This window comes from Rhodococcus sp. NPDC079359 (genome assembly GCF_040702585.1).
Lineage (GTDB): Bacteria > Actinomycetota > Actinomycetes > Mycobacteriales > Mycobacteriaceae > Rhodococcoides.
In genome coordinates this window covers 489,422-506,523 of record NZ_JBFBLH010000002.1, presented here as the reverse complement: position 1 = coordinate 506,523, position 17,102 = coordinate 489,422, and the positions used below count along the sequence as shown (strand labels likewise).

At 62.5% G+C, this 17,102-nt stretch carries 16 protein-coding genes; 10 read left to right on the top strand and 6 right to left on the bottom strand.

Annotation, left to right across the window (positions count from 1 at the left end):
- Window positions 1-561, bottom strand: a complete 561-nt coding sequence (locus AB0362_RS07015; protein ID WP_094675920.1) for a colanic acid biosynthesis acetyltransferase — start codon at window positions 559-561, stop codon at window positions 1-3.
- A gap of 269 nt (window positions 562-830) precedes the next feature.
- Between AB0362_RS07015 and AB0362_RS07010 the strand changes: the two genes are divergently transcribed.
- Genes AB0362_RS07010 through AB0362_RS06990 form a run of 5 tightly spaced genes read left to right on the top strand, consistent with a single transcriptional unit; the run spans window position 831 to window position 6,089 of the window.
- Complete coding sequence (locus tag AB0362_RS07010) at window positions 831-1,589, top strand: hypothetical protein (protein WP_366235290.1); 759 nt, start codon at window positions 831-833, stop codon at window positions 1,587-1,589.
- Entirely contained in the window at window positions 1,589-2,914 is a 1,326-nt protein-coding gene (locus AB0362_RS07005; RefSeq protein ID WP_366235289.1) for a hypothetical protein, read from the top strand. Before AB0362_RS07010 ends, AB0362_RS07005 begins: the two co-directional genes overlap by 1 nt.
- Window positions 2,911-3,822, top strand: coding sequence for a glycosyltransferase family 2 protein (locus tag AB0362_RS07000; RefSeq protein WP_366235288.1), 912 nt, complete (start codon window positions 2,911-2,913; stop codon window positions 3,820-3,822). The genes AB0362_RS07005 and AB0362_RS07000 overlap by 4 nt, the downstream gene beginning before the upstream one ends.
- A gap of 7 nt (window positions 3,823-3,829) precedes the next feature.
- Window positions 3,830-4,645, top strand: a complete 816-nt coding sequence (locus AB0362_RS06995; protein ID WP_366235287.1) for a glycosyltransferase — start codon at window positions 3,830-3,832, stop codon at window positions 4,643-4,645.
- Window positions 4,635-6,089, top strand: coding sequence for a hypothetical protein (locus AB0362_RS06990; RefSeq protein WP_366235286.1), 1,455 nt, complete (start codon window positions 4,635-4,637; stop codon window positions 6,087-6,089). Before AB0362_RS06995 ends, AB0362_RS06990 begins: the two co-directional genes overlap by 11 nt.
- On the opposite strand, the gene AB0362_RS06985 is transcribed toward AB0362_RS06990, so the two are convergent.
- From AB0362_RS06985 to AB0362_RS06975, 3 genes are read right to left on the bottom strand one after another with little or no spacing between them, the layout of a single operon-like run.
- Entirely contained in the window at window positions 6,056-6,742 is a 687-nt protein-coding gene (locus AB0362_RS06985; RefSeq protein WP_366235285.1) for an acyltransferase, read from the bottom strand. The genes AB0362_RS06990 and AB0362_RS06985 overlap by 34 nt on opposite strands.
- Window positions 6,739-8,019, bottom strand: a complete 1,281-nt coding sequence (locus tag AB0362_RS06980) for a glycosyltransferase family 4 protein (RefSeq protein ID WP_366235284.1) — start codon at window positions 8,017-8,019, stop codon at window positions 6,739-6,741. Before AB0362_RS06980 ends, AB0362_RS06985 begins: the two co-directional genes overlap by 4 nt.
- A gap of 1 nt (window position 8,020) precedes the next feature.
- Window positions 8,021-9,574 carry a sugar transferase gene (locus AB0362_RS06975; RefSeq protein WP_366235283.1) on the bottom strand — a complete coding sequence of 518 codons (1,554 nt, stop codon included), beginning with the start codon at window positions 9,572-9,574 and terminating at the stop codon, window positions 8,021-8,023.
- A 214-nt stretch (window positions 9,575-9,788) separates the two neighbouring features.
- On the opposite strand from AB0362_RS06975, the gene AB0362_RS06970 reads away from it, so the two are divergent.
- Window positions 9,789-10,868, top strand: coding sequence for a cellulase family glycosylhydrolase (locus AB0362_RS06970; protein ID WP_366235282.1), 1,080 nt, complete (start codon window positions 9,789-9,791; stop codon window positions 10,866-10,868).
- On the opposite strand, the gene AB0362_RS06965 is transcribed toward AB0362_RS06970, so the two are convergent.
- Window positions 10,847-11,470 (bottom strand): DapH/DapD/GlmU-related protein, encoded by a 624-nt coding sequence (locus AB0362_RS06965; protein ID WP_256980756.1) that lies wholly within the window; start codon window positions 11,468-11,470, stop codon window positions 10,847-10,849. The two genes, AB0362_RS06970 and AB0362_RS06965, sit on opposite strands and share 22 nt — an antisense overlap.
- A gap of 41 nt (window positions 11,471-11,511) precedes the next feature.
- Complete coding sequence (locus tag AB0362_RS06960; protein WP_366235281.1) at window positions 11,512-12,714, bottom strand: lipase family protein; 1,203 nt, start codon at window positions 12,712-12,714, stop codon at window positions 11,512-11,514.
- A gap of 93 nt (window positions 12,715-12,807) precedes the next feature.
- On the opposite strand from AB0362_RS06960, the gene gmd reads away from it, so the two are divergent.
- The 4 genes from gmd to AB0362_RS06940 all read left to right on the top strand — a co-directional run bounded on the left by gmd (window position 12,808) and on the right by AB0362_RS06940 (window position 16,976).
- Complete coding sequence (gene gmd, locus AB0362_RS06955; RefSeq protein WP_094687012.1) at window positions 12,808-13,830, top strand: GDP-mannose 4,6-dehydratase; 1,023 nt, start codon at window positions 12,808-12,810, stop codon at window positions 13,828-13,830.
- A gap of 8 nt (window positions 13,831-13,838) precedes the next feature.
- Window positions 13,839-14,822 carry a GDP-L-fucose synthase gene (locus AB0362_RS06950; RefSeq protein ID WP_366235433.1) on the top strand — a complete coding sequence of 328 codons (984 nt, stop codon included), beginning with the start codon at window positions 13,839-13,841 and terminating at the stop codon, window positions 14,820-14,822.
- A gap of 365 nt (window positions 14,823-15,187) precedes the next feature.
- Window positions 15,188-16,624, top strand: coding sequence for a sugar transferase (locus tag AB0362_RS06945; RefSeq protein WP_366235432.1), 1,437 nt, complete (start codon window positions 15,188-15,190; stop codon window positions 16,622-16,624).
- A gap of 52 nt (window positions 16,625-16,676) precedes the next feature.
- Window positions 16,677-16,976: a hypothetical protein gene (locus AB0362_RS06940; RefSeq protein WP_366235280.1), complete on the top strand. Its 300-nt coding sequence runs from the start codon at window positions 16,677-16,679 to the stop codon at window positions 16,974-16,976.
- Window positions 16,977-17,102 lie beyond the last annotated feature (126 nt).

Genomic DNA, 17,102 nt, shown 5'->3' with positions numbered 1-17,102 from the left:
TCAGCGCGGACGAATCGGTCGAATGGTCGACGGCGGTGCGAGTGCGAACGACGATGCAGGAACGTCGGCCGACACCAGCGCTGCGGCTCCGATGACGGAGTTGGCACCCACGGTGACGCCTCGAAGAACCAGTGCGCGTGCTCCCACCCAGACGCCGTTCTCGATCACGATCGGGCCGTTGTCGTACTCGAACACCGGCGAACGGTGGTCGTGGCTGCCGGTGCAGAGAAATGCCTGCTGGGACACACAGACATCCGATCCGATGGTGAGCTGCTCGACGTTGTAGAGGTCGCACCCCACGCCGATCCAGGTGTTGTCTGCGATCTCGAGCTTCCATGGCCACTGGATGCGCACGTCGTGCTTGATCAAGACGCCCGTACCGATCTTGGCCCCGAAGGCGCGCAGCGCGGCGCAGCGAATGCGGTTGGGGCACCACACTTTCGTGAACACCAGAGACGAGAAGGCCACCCACAGGGCTTGATGGACGAAACCTCGACCCTTGTCGTACGAGCGCCCGCGCAGTGCGCCGAGGGATCTGACTGATGCAGTGGAGTCGGTCACGCAGGTTGTCCTTTGCGAATCAGGTCACGAGTAGCGGTAGCAAGGATGAGATGCGTGTCGACCAGTCCGCCCATACGGATCGAGGCGTTTGTAACGGTACCGGAGTGGGGCCGCGATGGAGGATGTGAGCAACCTGAGATGCCGAGACCAGGAGTCGTTGCATTGCTACTCTTCAGTCGAACCGAATGTGGGCAGTGTGACGGCCGAATATCGGCGTGCGCTCGCTCGAACAGACCTTCCAATCCCATTGCAATCGAAAGGCCCTGTCGATGAGCCTGATCCAGCTTTTCATCTGGTTGTTGCCGCCACTTCGGTTGAAGAACCGAATCTTGAACTCGTTCGGTCACGACATCGCGATGTCCGCGAAAATCGGACCCTGCTTGGTCTCGGGAGTCCGGCGCGCGAAACTCGGCGAAAACGTGCTCATCGGTCCGTTCAACACGTTCAAGAACCTGTCCCTGCTGCACCTCGAGAACGAGGCGGGGATCGGTTCGTGGAACTGGATCTCCGCCCATCCGGCCTACCAGGCGCTCGATCCGGAAGCCGGCACGCTGGCGCTGGGATACGGGGCCAGGATCGAAAGCCGTTCCTACCTCGACTGCTCCGGGACCATCGAGGTCGGTGCCTACAGCGCGGTGGGAGGCCAGCGCTGCACGCTGCAGAGCCATGAGCCGAACATGCGAGACATGATTCAGACCGTGGGACGGATCGAGATCGGCCACCACACGTCGGTCGGTAGCAACGTGGTGATCCTCAAGGGCGCGAAGGTTCCCGAATGTTCGGTTCTCGCAGCGCATTCCACCATGACGGGTAAGCCACTCGCAGATCCCAAGCCCGGTGTGTACGGCGGAACTCCTGCCAAGTTCCTTGCCCCCATTTCGGGGCAGTGGTTCGAGCGCACCCAAATTCCCATCACCGATGTCGCGATCGACGGCGTCGTGGGTCTGGATCGCGCCTCGCTGGCGCGGGGCACCGGAGCTCCGCAACATGAAGCTCTGCACGTGGTCGAGGCCGACGGCACTGAGTGATGACAGCAACCGTGGTGACGGCACCACTCGATTCTCCGAAACCGGCCACGACCGGTCTCACTTTCGAAGCCCGGCGGGCCCTCGGCAAGCGAGTCATCTCGAGTGGTGTGCTGATCCTGCTCGGTGCGACGTCGGGCCTGCAGGTCATGGGCTTCACCGTCACAGGCTTCTCGGGGCTCTGCCTTCTCGTGGCCCCTGCCCTCTTCCTGACGGCGACCTCGCGCGGTGATCGCCTGATCATCGGGCTGGCGACCGTAGCGTTCGCCGGGTTCATTGTCTCCTCGCAGCTCAACGACCTGAGTTTCTTCGACGAACGCGTCATCCAGTGGGCATCGTTCGCCATCTACTTCGTCGGAATCACCGTCATCGCCGGTCGGGATCTCGAGCGGCTGTTCTCGCTCGCGGCCGGTGTCGCACTCGGTTCCTGCCTGTACTTCCTCACATCAGGTCTGCCTTTCGCCAGCTTGTCCACATTCGAGGATCTGTGGAAATACGCTTTCGCTCCGTACGTCACGTTGATCGGTCTGTACGTACTCGTCCGGATGAAGGTCCCGGTTCAGATTCAGGCGGTATTCCTGGTGCTGCTGGCCGGGGCCAGCCTGGTTCTGAACTTCCGGTCCCATGCCTTGGTCTGCCTCGGCAGCGCGGCCATCTTGCTGGTGACATGGCTTGCCCGTGAGAAGATCTCGCGGTTCACGCAGTTCTTGATCGTTGCCGGAGTCGGTGCGGGTCTCGGGACCCTGATCCCAGCCATCGCGCGGAGTGGAATCGCAGGCGAGGCGGTGAAAGCCAAGACCGAACTGCAGGATTCGACGGGTGTGCCTGCGATTTTGGCCGGGCGCACCGAATCCCCTCTGTCGATAGCGGCGATCCTCGACAAACCGATCTTCGGCTGGGGCAGTGCAGACAACCTGACCACCGAAGTTTTCGCTCGCGGTGAGGAATTCGCGATCGCGATCGGCTTCGACCCCAACCTGCCGTTCTACGGCTTCTGGCATCTGGCGAACGGTGCCACGTCGTTGCACTCAGTTCTCTTCAGTTCGTGGGCCGAGGGCGGCGTGTTCGCCGCGGTCCTTCCGGTGTTTCTGGTGATCGCGGCACTCACCGTCATCTGGAGCTCACCGCGGTATGGGATCTGGGGTGCGATGGCAGTGCAGATTTCGGTGCAGGCGGGGTGGGACCTGTTCTTCTCCCCGATGTCGTACAACCTGCTCGCGGCGTTCGCGTTGCTCGCCGCCGTCTTCGCCAGCCGGCACCTGACTACACCCGGTAGCCGACGGTCGAGAGCATCCGAGACCGAGCACCGTGAGGTGGCCCTGCCATGAAACCCTCTGTCAGCGTGGTGATCCCCACCATCGGCCGCAGTTCCCTCGAGGCTGCTGTGCGGTCTGCACTCGCGCAGACCTATCCGGTGTCCGAGGTGATCGTGGTGGTCGACTCCGATGCCGAACCCGTTGTTCCAGAGGACGATCGAGTGACGGTGATCCACACCGGCGGCGGCGCAGGGGCCAGCAGGGCGCGTCAGTCGGGAATCGACAAGAGCACCGGTGCCGTCATCGGTCTGCTCGACGACGACGACGTGTGGTTGCCGAATAAGCTCGAAGTCCAAATGTCCTCGCTACCAACGGATTCACAGTTGTGGATCGCATCCAGTCGCGTCCGTGCAATCACTGCCGAGGGCGGCTCGGAGTGGCCGGTTCGGTTGATCGGCATGCACCAGCCCGTGGATCAGTACCTGGTTCGCTTCCACTCGCTCAGGTTCGGTGGAGCGAGTGCGCAAACGTCCACGTTGCTGTTCCCCCGTGAGATAGCCGAGGCGGTTCCGATGGACCTGCCTCTCGGTTCCGTGCACGACGACCCGTCCTGGCTGATCGATGTGCGTCGACGCTTTCCCGACGTCCCGATCGTGCAATCGGCCGAGGTGTTGGTGCAGTACGACATGACGTCTGCGTCGCTGTCTCGAACCGATTCCGATCAGAGCGTGGCCTACATCCAGTGGGGCAAGGAGTATCTGGCGTCCTCGGACAAACGGAGCAGAGGAGACTATTTCCTGACGAGTCCGCTGTCTTCTGCTGTCAGTGGTCGGTCGATGCGTGGGGTGATCAGGTCCCTCGTCGCAGGTGTGCGCTACGGACGGCCCGGGAAGTGGGCCTGGGGGTTTGCTCTCGTGAGCACGGTGCGATTGGTGTTGATGAAGGCCATGGGAATCGCCCAGCATCTGACGAAGAGATGAGATAGGCATGTCGTCGAAGATCGAGAAGATATCCGTGGTCACGATCAGCTTCCGTGACCTGGACGGGCTGAAGAAGACTGTCGACAGTGTTCGGGCCCAACAGTGTTCGGTACCCATCGAGCATGTGATTCTCGACGGTGGGTCCGGCGCGGAGGTGGAGCAATACCTCGAGTCGATCGGCGCAGGCCTGCAGTATTGGCGGTCCGAGCGCGACAATGGACGGTACGACGCGATGAACCGGGGCATAGCGCAGACCACCGGCGACATCGTCTGGCTCATGCACTCCGGTGACTGCTTCTCCGACCCCGGTGCGCTCGAGTACATCGTGGAGAATCTGTCGGATCCCCGGGATAAATGGGGCTACGCCAAGGTACGACGCGTTGGTGCCGACGGCATCGACCTCGGTGAGTGGGGCTTCATGCCCTTCGACCTACACAACTTCACCATCGGCAAAGCGCCCATCCCGCATCAAGGTTCGTTCGTGGGTGCCGATTTCGCCGAACAGCTGGGGCCGTACGACGAAGAGTTCGGATTGGCAGCCGATCAGCTGTATCTGATGCGAGCGGCACTGACCAAGCCTCCGGTCACGTTCGATCGCGTCGTGTGCGATTTCGACACCACGGGTGCCGGCACGGTCCGGCCCATCAAGGAGAGCTTCGCTGATCTTCGGCGGGCCTGGGACATGCTGGACCACTACCCGTACGGCACGCGTCGACGGTCCCGCCTGAAGTCGAAGGTGATCGAACTGGTGGTTCGGGTGGCGTTCCACGGTCGCGAAAGAGTCCGCGCGATGTTGGGGAGGGCACCGGCGAATGGCGGGTAGGCACCGCGTCGACCGTGGGCAGAAGGGGTTTTCCAAATCCCACCCGGCCGCGGTCCAGGACGTGGCACCCAACGAGCTGGTGGACACCGCGGCACCGGCGGGTGGACTGTCCTCCCAGGAGCAGAAGGCCGTTCTGTGGGGGACGGTCTTTCGTGTTCTCGGGACGCCGATCATGGCGCTGCTGGGGCTGCTGAACACCGCGATCATCGTGCGCGAGACCGGTGAGTCGATCTTCGGTGTCGTGTCTCTGATCGCCACGATGAGCCTGCTCTTCCCGTTCGCGGATCTCGGTATCGGAGCCGTGGTGACCAATGCGAGCTCGCGAGCCGGCAAATTGTCCGAGGACCCGGTCACGGTGGGAACGATTCAGCGTGCCTACCGGGTGCTGGCGATGATCGCCGCTGGTCTGATCGTGGCGTTCGTGCTGATCATGATCTTCGACAAATGGGGAGCGGTCATCGGTCTCACCACCGGACCCGACGATCGTTGGGTGATCACCCTGGCGGCCAGCCTGTTCGCGCTGAGTCTGCCGACGGGGCTGGGCATCCGAATCCTCATCGGCATCAACAAGAATCAGCTCGCGGTGTTGGTGCTGATGTCGAATACGGTGTTCGGTTTGCTGATCACCGTCGGGTTGATGCTCGTCGGCGCAGAGGGAATCTTCTTCGCCATTCCCGGTGTTCTCGGTGCGCTCCTCGGCAACATCGTGGGAACGATTGTGGCCCTGCGAATGTCCGGCTTGGGAACGGTGGTGTTCGCGCCGCCCGTGCAGGAGATGGCGCAGGTGAAGTTGCTGGCGGGTTCCCTGTGGATGCTGATCGCCAGTGTGGGGTTGCCTCTCGGCCTGCAGTCCCATCGAGTGATTCTCTCGCACCTGTCCACGCCCGAGGAACTTTCGAGATACGCACTGATGGCTCAGGTGTACGCACTGGGATGGTCGGTGTTCTCCACGGCAGGCATGGCCTATTGGCCGGTGTTCGTCAAACGGCGCGGTGATCAGGCGGGCACCATCAAGATGTGGATCAAGATCGTGCTGGTGTTTTTCGGGGTGTCCATCGTTGCGGCCGTGTTCATCTCGCTGCTCGGCCCCTTCGCGACAAACATCCTCTCCAGTGGCGAGGTGAAGACCGGAACGTGGCTGGCGGTGGCGTTCGGCTGCCTACTGGTGGTGCAGTGCATCCACCTTCCCGCGGGTGTGTTGCTCACGACGCCGACGGAGATGCGGTTTCAGGCGTTCTGCATCATGGGAATGGGTCTGATCAGCGTGGTCGGCGGTATCTTCGTGGCTCCGGAGTACGGGGCCGTCGGAGTGGTGTTCGTCGCTGCTGCAGCGGTATTGGTCACTCAGATCGTACCGGATTTTGCGTTCGTTCCGCGATTGGTCAAGCGACGAGACCCGGTGGAGCTCGATCAGGCCGAGACGTCGGGGTCGGTCTCGGTGTAACCGAAGGCCGGATCGGTCCAGGCGACACCCCTGCGCACCACTTTCGCGGGCACACCGCCGATCAAGCAGTCGGGTTCGTCGAAGTGACCGCGCACCACGGCACCCGCGGCCACGATGCAGCCGTCGGCTATTCGCGTTCCCGCGAGAACGGTGGCCCTCGACCCGATCCACACGTGGTTGCCGATGTGAATGCCCTTGTCGGCGTGCCGGAACGGGGCGTCGGGAGAAGACCGCGTCGGGTGGAAGTCGTCGTCGATCAGGTGCACGTCCCACCCGATCATTCCTTCGCTTCCGACGGTGATCTCGGTGGTCGCAACCACCACGGACATCGGAGAGACGGTGGTCGGTCCGCTCATGGTCATCGTTGCCCCCGGCCCAATGTCCCATCGGTTTCCGGAAGTGATGGCCACGGAGCCGTCCACCTCGAAGCGGCCACGCACTCGGAGCGATCCGGCCATTCTGTTGTCGGCGAAGCCGTAGTTGTTGATGCCCAGGGCGAGAAGGCCGTTGCGGACGGTGATGTTTCCCGCGCCTCGGACGCGAAAGTTGCGTCCCACCAGAATCGGCTTGCGGCGCGCAATCATCGGTGCGGTGCGCAGCACGGTCGGACGGAACTCACCGAACAGTAGGCCGAGTTTCGCTCGCAGTGTCATCGACTTCCTTCACGATCGCGGCGGGCCAGGTTGTGTGCGAAGTGCCGGAACCCCTCGCGGCCGGCGGATTCACTGTAGCGCGCGTTGCCCAGATCCCTTGCTGCACGGATCAGTCGATCCACCTCGGTCTGGTTGCCGTCCAGGGTCATCACCGCGCGGTTGAGGGACGCTGGGTCGCCCGGAGTGGCGAACAGCGCAGAGGAGTGTTCGTCGAGTACCGAGTGTGAGATGCCACCGGGTTCGGTTGCGGCCACGATCGGCCGCGAGGCGGCGACGTAGGACGTCAGCTTGCTGGGCAGCGACATCTCCTTGACGCCTGGGCGCTCGTTGAGCAGCAGCACGTCGGCAGCGGCGAGCACACTGGGGTACGTGTCCTCGTCGACGGGGTCGACGAATTTCATGGTCGGGAGTTCGCCTGCAGCAGAGACGAGTTGGCGACGCTGATTACCGTCACCCACCATCACGTAGGTGATCGGCATCGATTGTTCGTGCGCCAACCGAGCGGCGTCGACCACCGATTCGAGTCCCTGCTTCATGCCCATGTTGCCGGTGTGCACCACGACGCGGTTGTCGGTGTCGGCCCAGCCGAGCCGCGCGCGGGCTTCGTGCGTCGTCTCGGTCGATCCCGAGATGTGCGTGAAGATCGGTAGGTCCACGATCTTTGCTGCGTCGACGCCGTTCTCCGTCAGTACGTCTCGGAATCGTGGGGTGATGACGCCGATCGAATCCGCGCGTCGGGCCAGTCGGTACTCGACGGATCCGACCATGCGCCCAGCAGTGCCGCCGGTGGTACCGGATTGGGCAGCTGCGTTTCCGCTCAGGTCGTGAACCACCACTCCCAGGGGCCGTCCTCGATGACCGAGGGATGCGGCGAGCATGGCACCGAGGAGCGGGGTGACGGTGATGACGACGTCCGCCCGCGAGGCGCGCACCAACGGGGCAGCCAGGGTAGCGAAGCTCAGTTCCATCCGGGCTCGGCCGACGAGATTCGGAGCGGCGGGCACCGCATGCCGGACGCGTCGTACCCGTACGTTGCCCATCTTTTCTCGCCATGTGATGCCGCGACGGTAGCGGGGATCCTGAATTGCCCACTGCGGGTAGTGCGGAACTCCGGTGATCAGGTCCACATCCGCGCCCGCGCTGCTCAGCGCTTCCACCAGAGCGGTGTTGTACGGAGCGCTTCCGGTGGTCTCGGGTGCGTAGTGGCAGGCCACCACGCAGACGGACAACCCATGGAGCGAGAGTGATGCGTCTTGCTCGTCGGGGACTTCTGCCACGTCAGTACGCGCCGTCCGATTTGAGCACTGCCGCGGCGGTACGCCAGATGATCACGAGGTCCTGAATGATGGACCAGTTGTCGACGTAGTAGTGGTCCAGTCGAATCCGCTCCGACTCGGCCACATCCGAGCGTCCCGAGACCTGCCACAGCCCGGTGACACCTGGCTTGACGAGGCTCCGTCGCTCGACGAAGTGCTCCACGTCCGCGCCTTCACCGGGTACCAGCGGCCTGGGGCCCACGATGCTCATCTGGCCGGACAGGACGTTGAACAGCTGGGGAAGTTCGTCGATGCTCAATTTCCGAAGCAGCCGACCAGTTTTGGTGATCCGACTGTCGGTTGCCGACTTGTAAAACACCGAGGTCTGTTGGTTCGCATCCTCCCGCGCGTGGCCGATGGCCGAGTCTGCATCGACCACCATGGTCCGCAGTTTCCAGATGCGGAACTTCTCGCCTGCCAGGCCCACTCGCTCCTGGCGGTAGAAGATCGGTCCTCGGTCGCCGAGCTTGATGGCGACAGCGGCGACGGCCAACACCGGAAACAGAACGGCCAAGGCGATGGTGGCGAGCGCGAAATCGAAGACCGTTTTGCTCTTCCGGGTGGCACCGTCGTACTTGGGTCGGTCGACGTGCAGCAGTGGCAGATTGTCGATTGGCCTGATCTTGAGCCGGGGCCCGGCGATGTCTGCTACGCCGGGAGCGACGACCAGATCGATCCTGTGCTTGTCCAGCTTCCACGCCAGATCGCGCATCCGCTCGTAACCGAGGTGCTCGACGGCCGCGACGGCTACCGTGGTCGCGGAGGTCTTCCGGAGCGCTGTGTCGATGGCTGTTTCGTCACCGAGGATCTCGATGGTGCGGCCGTTCGCGTCTACGGTTGCCCCGGCGGCACCGATGTATCCCGGGATGCAGGCACCGATCACTCGGTAGCCGGCGTCGGCCGCGTTGTCGAAGTTGCCGGAAATTCTCTTGATCGAGGTGACGTTGCCGATCACGATGACCTCGCTCAGGTGGTAACCGGCCGACCGTTTCCGAGCGAGTCGCCGCCGCCAGAACCGCCGACCGGCCAACAGCCCGATGAGGCCGATCGGCAGCGCGATGGCCAGGTAACCGCGGGCGATGCCCGACTGGACGAGAAGGTCCACCACGGCGATGCCGCCGAACAGCCAGCCGGTGGCCGTGACGACTCGTCGGTATTCGTCGGCACCGTTGCCGATCAGCTGTGGGTCACGCGACTGAACGAGACCGAGTGCGAGCAGCCAGACGATGCCGAGGCCGACGGAGAAGGCCGTGAAGAAGACCAGCGCACTGAGGGTCTCGGGCGAGTCGGTCGCAGGGGTACCGAACCGGATCAGCTGAGCGCCGACGAGCGCCGCACCGATGACGCAGGCATCGGTCAACAGAACCTTGCGCCGATAGCTGCGCTGCCATTCGGTCCGCTTCGCCGGCGCGTAGGCTTCTTCTGAGGACGAGATCAGCTTGGGAAGATCCGGCGAATTCGAGCGCGACTTAACCGGGTTGTAACCTGACGTGAGCTTGCCGAGGGCGACATTCATGTGCGGTCTCCATGTCTGGCTGTGCAACGAACAGACTGAGCAAAAATCGAGCTGGTAAGTATTGACTGAATGCATTTCCCCGAGCGCTGCTCATTCTTCGCAGGATCGGGCAAAAGTGTTACTGGGCACACCTAACTTGTGTCAGGTATCACCGGATCGACGAGTAGGACGTGAGTGGATGCAGGCCGCAAGACGCCGACGGTGCCGAACGTTCTTGGCATCGATCGGGGTGACGTCGGTGCTGTTGGCTGCCTGTTCTTCGGCCGAGGACCCCGCTGACGAGCAGGTGGAGTCCACTACGACCGCCGCAGCCGAGGGCGGTGGGTGCCAACCGTCGGTGGAGCATCTGGGCCTGACTGCGGTGACGGCGTCGGAGTCCGAAGACCTGCTGGCAAAACAGAGTTCGCTGATTTCGCAGTACGGTTTCGGTGCGGTGAGACTGACAATTCACTGGCCCGTAATCGAGCCTTATCCCGGTGTTTACGATTGGAAGTCCACCGACGATCAGGTCGCGGCATTTTCCGATGCCGGGCTCGACATCTTGGGGGTGGCGACGTGGGCACCGTGGTGGGACGTCGACCCGGCCAATCGAAACGTCATGCACCCGAAACCGTCGGATCCCGAAAAATTCTCCGAGTTCGCAAAATTGGCAGCAAACCGCTACAAAGACCGAATTCGAACGTGGGAAATATGGAATGAGCCCAATACCGGCGCGACATTCGGTCCCGGTGTCGATTTGCAGACGTACGTTCCGATGTTGAAGCAGTCGTACGAAAAGATCAAAAGCATTGATCCGGACATCGAGGTCCTGACCGGAGGTACCTCGCCGACCATCGACAACGACACGGACCTGAGCCCGGCAAGTTTCATCAAGGGCCTGTACGCAGCCGGCGCGGGCCCTTTTTTCGATGCCATCGCGATGCATCCCTACAGTGCCCCGGATCGGCTCAGCGAGGCGTCAGTGCAGTCGTACAGCTCCAACACTGCGATCGCGCGGATTCGCGAGACGATGATCGTCAACGGCGATCGCAACAAGAAGATCTGGTTCACCGAGTTCGGTGCCGCCTCCGGCACGGGACCGGAGAGCGTCCCCGAGGACAAGCAGGCCGAGCTGTTGGTGGACGGCATCGACTACCTACGGAGCCTGTCCTACTGCGGCGGGATCTTCCTGTTCGACTTCCGTGACTACGACACCGGCAACGCGGTGGACGAGCTGAACGCGGGGCTGGTGCGGTCTGACTTCAGCCCCAAGCCCGCGCTCGATGCCGTGATTCAGGCCGGCGGTTCCAACTGAGTTCGACGGGTGGCTTTCGCGTGCTCGAGCGTCATGGCCGGCGGTGACACCATGACGGTTCCCGGCGCGACGTCGTGCAGAATCGTGGCGTTCGCGCCGATGGTCACGTCGTTGCCGATGGTGATCGGGCCCAGTACCGCTGCACCCGCACCCACGCGGACGTTGTCACCGATGACCGGGCGGCCCTTGGCCGTGTAGCCGAGGCTCACGTGCTGATTGATCCAGCAGTTCTTACCGATGTGTTCTGCGGTGATGATCGAGCCGAGGCCGTGTTGAATGAACAGGCCGGGGCCGATGGATCCCGCTTCGAGTGTCAACGTGGACAGACCCGGATAGAGCTTCTTGAGCAGCAGCCGTTGGACCGTCCCGATGTGCCTGATGCGGTAGTGCACAAGGGTTCTGAACTCGGGTAGCGCTCCGGCGATGTAGGCGAACCGGCGGTAGGGATCGAGTGCGCTGATGGCCTCGACTTCCAGACATACGGTCCATTTGGCCACGTCTGCCGCGATGTCGTCGGCCACGCCCGCTCGCTGCACTGCTTTCCAGAGTGGGTATGCCCAGACGGACGCTGCGGAGGTGAGAAGGGATGTCTTGTCGGTCACCCGAACCACTGTAGGGGCAAGAGCCGTCACCGTCCCATCGATCAGGGGCACTCGTTGGGTGCGTCCTTGTCCGAGAACCGCTCGAGCATCCACTGGTACATCTCGTCGCCCGCATCGGCATCGGCGTGGCCTTGACCTGCCATCTCGCGGTGGACGATTCGGTCGCCGATGCGGCATCCGGCGTCGACAGCCTTGGAAACCCATGCGGGCAGGATCAATTCGTCGTCGGATCCGTTGATCACCAGCATCGGTGCCGGTGCTCGTCGCTGGGGGAGCGAGGCCTCGGTGAGCCACTCGGTGAGTCGATCGGTCGCTTCGTCCGATGCCGGCTGCACCTGTGCTGCGTCGAGTTGGGTGGACAGGGCGGCCTTCTCGGTGTCGGGCAGTGCACACGACGTCAGGCCCGTCAGCTCGCCTGCTGCTGCGCCCCGCAGGTAGTCGCTCTGCTCGAGATCGGGGTGCACCACCGACAACCCGTCGATGATCAGCGGCATGAACGCAGTTTGTGCACCGGTCAATGTCTCGTCCCGAGCGGCCTCGGCGAAGCCGGTGATGTCTGCTGCAGGCGAGGTGGACACACTACCGACGAGGTTCAGGCCCGATCCGTAGTCTGCGCTGTATTCGTTTGCGGCCCATGCTGCTTGGCCACCCTGCGATCCGCCGACGGCCATCCATTTGTCGGAGGTGTCGGGGTATTGGTTGCGCACTGCTCGCACGGCGTCGATCATGTTGAATCCGGCGGTACGTGGCTCGAGGTAGGGGTGCTCGCCCGGCCAGCCCAGTCCCTGGAAGTCTGTCATCGTCACCACGAATCCGGCCTCGGCGATGGCGGCGAGGGTGGGTGCGTAGCCCCGTAGATCCGGGCTGAGCGACGGCCCACAGTCCTGGCCGAGTCCGGTGGTGGGGTGACCGTAGGAGATGACGGGCCAGCCGCCTGCCGGTGCGTCTCCGCGGGGACGGTAGACCGTGGACGCCACCTCGGACACCTGACCGTCGTATGCGGAGACGGAACGGTAGACGACGGTGCGGGCCTCGCCGAGCTTGTCGGCAAGAGTGGGATCCAGGCCTTCGACCGGGGTGGATTGAACGATGGTGCCCCGCTGATCGAGCACCGACTGGGCGATGTCGGGAAGCGGGGTATCGAGGACTGCCACCGCGCGCGGTGTCTCCTGGGAGCACGCAGCGAGCGTCAGGATGCCGACTACGGCAAGGGTTCCGACGCGACAAGCAGACGAGGCCAACATGTGTTCAGGCTAGCGTGTGCTGCGATTTCGACCGACCAAGCTCTAAGCTCGGGTAACTGACCCTCGTCGACATTTCAGGTTGGAGCAAACTCGATGAAACGCGCGCTGATCACCGGTATCACTGGGCAGGATGGTTCATATCTGGCAGAACTGCTGCTGAGCAAGGGGTATGAGGTGCATGGCCTGATTCGACGGTCGTCCACCTTCAACACGTCGCGCATCGATCACCTCTACCAGGATCCGCACGACACCGGCGCTCGAATGTTTCTGCATTACGGCGACTTGAGTGACGGTGCTCGACTGGTCACGCTGTTGACCGAGATTCAGCCGGACGAGGTTTACAACCTCGGCGCGCAGTCGCACGTGCGGGTGAGCTTCGACGAGCCCGAGCACACCGGCAACACCACTGGCATCGGTTCCATTCGACTGCTCGAGGCCGTCCGTCTGGCGGGGTTGCAATGCCGCTTCTATCAGGCGTCGAGCTCCGAGATGTTCGGCGCAACTCCGCCGCCGCAGAACGAGGAGACTCCGTTCTACCCTCGCTCGCCGTACGGTGCCGCGAAGGTCTACGCCTACTGGGTCACCAAGAACTACCGCGAGGCGTACGGCATTTTCGCCGTCAACGGCATCCTCTTCAATCACGAATCCCCTCGTCGCGGTGAGACATTCGTGACTCGAAAGATCACCCGCGCGGTTGCGCGCATCAAGGCCGGTGTGGAGCAGAACATCTATATGGGCAACCTGGATGCCATCCGCGACTGGGGTTACGCGCCAGAGTATGTCGAGGGCATGTGGCGGATGCTACAGGCCGACGAGCCGGACGATTTCGTGCTTGCTACCGGTGGAAACTTCTCGGTGAAAGATTTCCTGGTAGTTGCGTTCGAGCGGGCCGGTTTGGATTGGGAGAAGCACGTCAAGTTCGACGAGCGCTACCTGCGTCCGACGGAGGTCGATGCTCTCGTCGGCGACGCCAGCAAGGCAGAAGAGAAGCTGGGCTGGAAAGCCACCGTGCACACACCGGAGCTGGCGAAGATCATGGTCGACGCCGATATAGCGGCTCTCGAGCATGAGGGTCGTCCGTGGATCGACCGGCCGTCGCTGCCGGATTGGGCGTGAGCGCCGTGGTGCCGGACGGGTCGCCTGCACCCGCCTACGTACCAGCTCCTCTGGATCGAGCAGCACCCCTGTACGTCGCCGGACACCGCGGACTTGTGGGGTCGGCGATCTGGCGTCAACTCGAGAACTCGGGTTTCGATCGTTTGATTGGCCGATCGTCATCCGAGCTGGATCTCAAGGACCGCGACGCGGTGTTCGCGTTCTTCGAGGAGACCAAGCCTGCGACGGTGGTACTGGCTGCTGCCAAGGTGGGTGGCATTCTGGCGAACAGTACGTATCCGGTGGATTTCTTGTCGGACAATCTTCGGATTCAGGTGAACGTGCTCGATGCGGCCTTGGCGCAGGGCGTCGAGCGCGTCCTGTTTCTCGGTTCTTCCTGCATCTACCCCAAGCTTGCTCCTCAGCCGATCAAAGAGGAGTACCTGCTCACCGGTCATCTCGAGCCGACAAACGATGCCTACGCCATAGCGAAGATCGCGGGGATCCTACAGATTCAGTCGGTTCGCAAGCAGTACGGACTGCCCTGGATCTCGGCTATGCCGACCAACCTGTACGGCCCGGGAGACAACTTCTCCCCGCAGGGCTCGCACGTACTGCCGGCGTTGATCCGCCGGTACGACGAGGCCCGCCGCGATGGTGTCGATACGGTGACCAATTGGGGTAGTGGATCTCCGCGGCGTGAGTTCTTGCATGTTGATGATATGGCGGCTGCGTGTATTCATTTGCTCGAGCACTATGACGGGCCTGATCAGGTAAACGTGGGTACCGGTGAGGACGCGACGATCAAGGAGATCGCCGGGATTGTTGCTTCCACTGTCGGTTTCGAGGGTGAGACCGAGTGGGACACATCGAAGCCGGATGGGACACCGCAGAAGCTTCTGGACGTGAACAAGCTGCGGGATGCGGGGTGGAAGCCGCAGATCGACTTGGAGGCGGGGATCGCGACCACAGTCGAATGGTATCGGCAACACGTCGACTCACTGCGCACCTGACAGGCCAAGCCGGGCCGTCCTACGTTCGACCGACATCCTTGACACCGGCCGCGGATCTGGCGCTAATAGGTGGTCGAGGGTCGGTCGGGTGGGGCACGATCGCAGACATCGGTAAAGCAGTGGACGCGTTCGGTTAACGCAGTAGAAACGTGTGACGACCTGCAGGTTTCTGTCGATCAACCTATCGTGACCAAGTGACGCAATAACCACAACAAGATCATCTGCACGACGGGGTGGCACGGAGCTGTGTCGATCACGCAAGGGTTCGGCAACGCGTACGTACCGAGGGGAAATCAGTGTCAATCAGCGATCTGGAAGCGCAGAGTTCGGTTGTCTCGCGGCGTGACGCTCGACGGTTGCGCAGGGTGACGTCGCGTCGTGAATGGGAAACGCATTACACCGAGGGCTTGCGTGTCACCGACACGGTGGTCGTTCTCGGTGCGGTGACGGTGGCGCAGATCATCCGCTTCGGCGACATCGATTTTCGTGAACCGTGGTCCATCGTCGGCTACTTCGGGATCTCCGGAATCCTTGCAATTCTGTGGCTGACGTTTCTCGCCATCTTCCGCACTCGTAGTCCGCGAGTGATCGGCAACGGCTCGGAGGAATATCGCCGCATCGTGTCGGCCACGTTCCGGCTCTTCGGAACCATCGTGATCCTTTCTCTGTTGTTCCGTCTGGACATCGCCCGTCTGTATCTCGCGATCGCACTGCCCGTCGGGCTGGTCGGACTGCTGTTGAGTCGATGGGTATGGCGAAAAATAGTGTCGCGCAAGCGTGCTCGTGGCGGATATCAAACCTCGGTGCTCATCGTCGGCAGTCGTAGTTCGGCCCTGGCCATGGCCAGGTCGTTCGAGCGTTCCCCCGAAGCCGGCTACAGCGTGGTGGGTATCTGCCTACCCAACTACGAACCCGGCAACGACTCGTCGTTCACCATCGACGGCGTAGAGATCCCGGTACTCGGGGATGAACACAGCGTCGTCGAGGCCATCGAGACCTCCGGCGCAGACACCGTGGCGGTGACGGCCACCGAACACATCGGCCATCACGGATTGCGAAAGATGGTGTGGGACCTCGAGAAGAAGAAGGTGGACCTCGTGGTGTCGCCGGGAGTGGTGGATGTGGCAGGTCCGCGTCTGGTGATGCGCCCGGTCGCGAACTTCCCGCTCATCCACGTCGAGAAGCCGCAGTACAACGGCGCGAAGCGATTCAGCAAGACGGCCTTCGACTTCCTGTTCGCCGCCTCGATCCTGTTGTTGATTTCGCCGGTTCTGATGACTCTCGCCGTGATCATCAAGCTCACCAGCAAGGGCTCGATCTTCTACAAGTCCGAGCGAATGGGCATCGACGGCAAGCCTTTCCAGATGATCAAGTTCCGCAGCATGGTCCAGGACGCCGACAAACGAGTGCAAGAACTGGCTGCCCTCAACGAAGGGGCCGGCGGGGTGCTGTTCAAGATGCGCGACGACCCACGGGTGACTCGGGTGGGCAAGGTGATGCGCAAGTTCAGCCTCGACGAGCTGCCGCAGTTCGTCAACGTGCTCAAGCGTGAGATGAGCGTGGTGGGTCCGCGGCCGCCGCTGCGCAGCGAAGTGGAAACGTACGACGGTGAAGTGCGTCGTCGGTTGCTCGTCAAACCCGGTATCACCGGGCTGTGGCAGGTGAGTGGTCGATCGGATCTGTCGTGGGAGGAGAGCGTGCGCCTCGATCTCTCGTACGTCGAGAACTGGTCCATGACAGGGGATCTGCTCATCATCGCCAAGACCGCAGTCGCCGTCCTCAAGAGCGACGGCGCGTACTAGTAGCGCTGACGCTCACCCTGCGGTCGGTCCGTATTGTTCGTATCATTGCGCAATGACAACTGTGTCGCAGAACGGACGTGACGTATCCATGGGGCAGAACACGTTTCACGATTTCCTGGCAGATCGCATCGACGTGATCGCCCGCGTCCATCTGAACAGGTCCACCTCGCTGCACGCTGTCATCTCCGACAGCGTCGACGCCTACACCTCGGCGTTCGCGGAGTTTCACGGCACCGACGCACCGTTGGATCTACTCGCTCCAGAGGTCCGCGCCGAGCTGAGCGATTTCGTCCACCGCTGCGCCGAGGCCGTCGAAGAGCCGGAGAACCCGCAGTTTCCCGTTCGTCGCTGATCTTCGTCCCCGGTTTGACCGTTAGCTCGCGGGGTAACTCATTGATGCTCATGTGCAATTCAGCTCGCCTTACCCGGTCGTTTGCCTTGGGCACTCAGTGTCGTACCGATACCGCGGCTCCGTCGC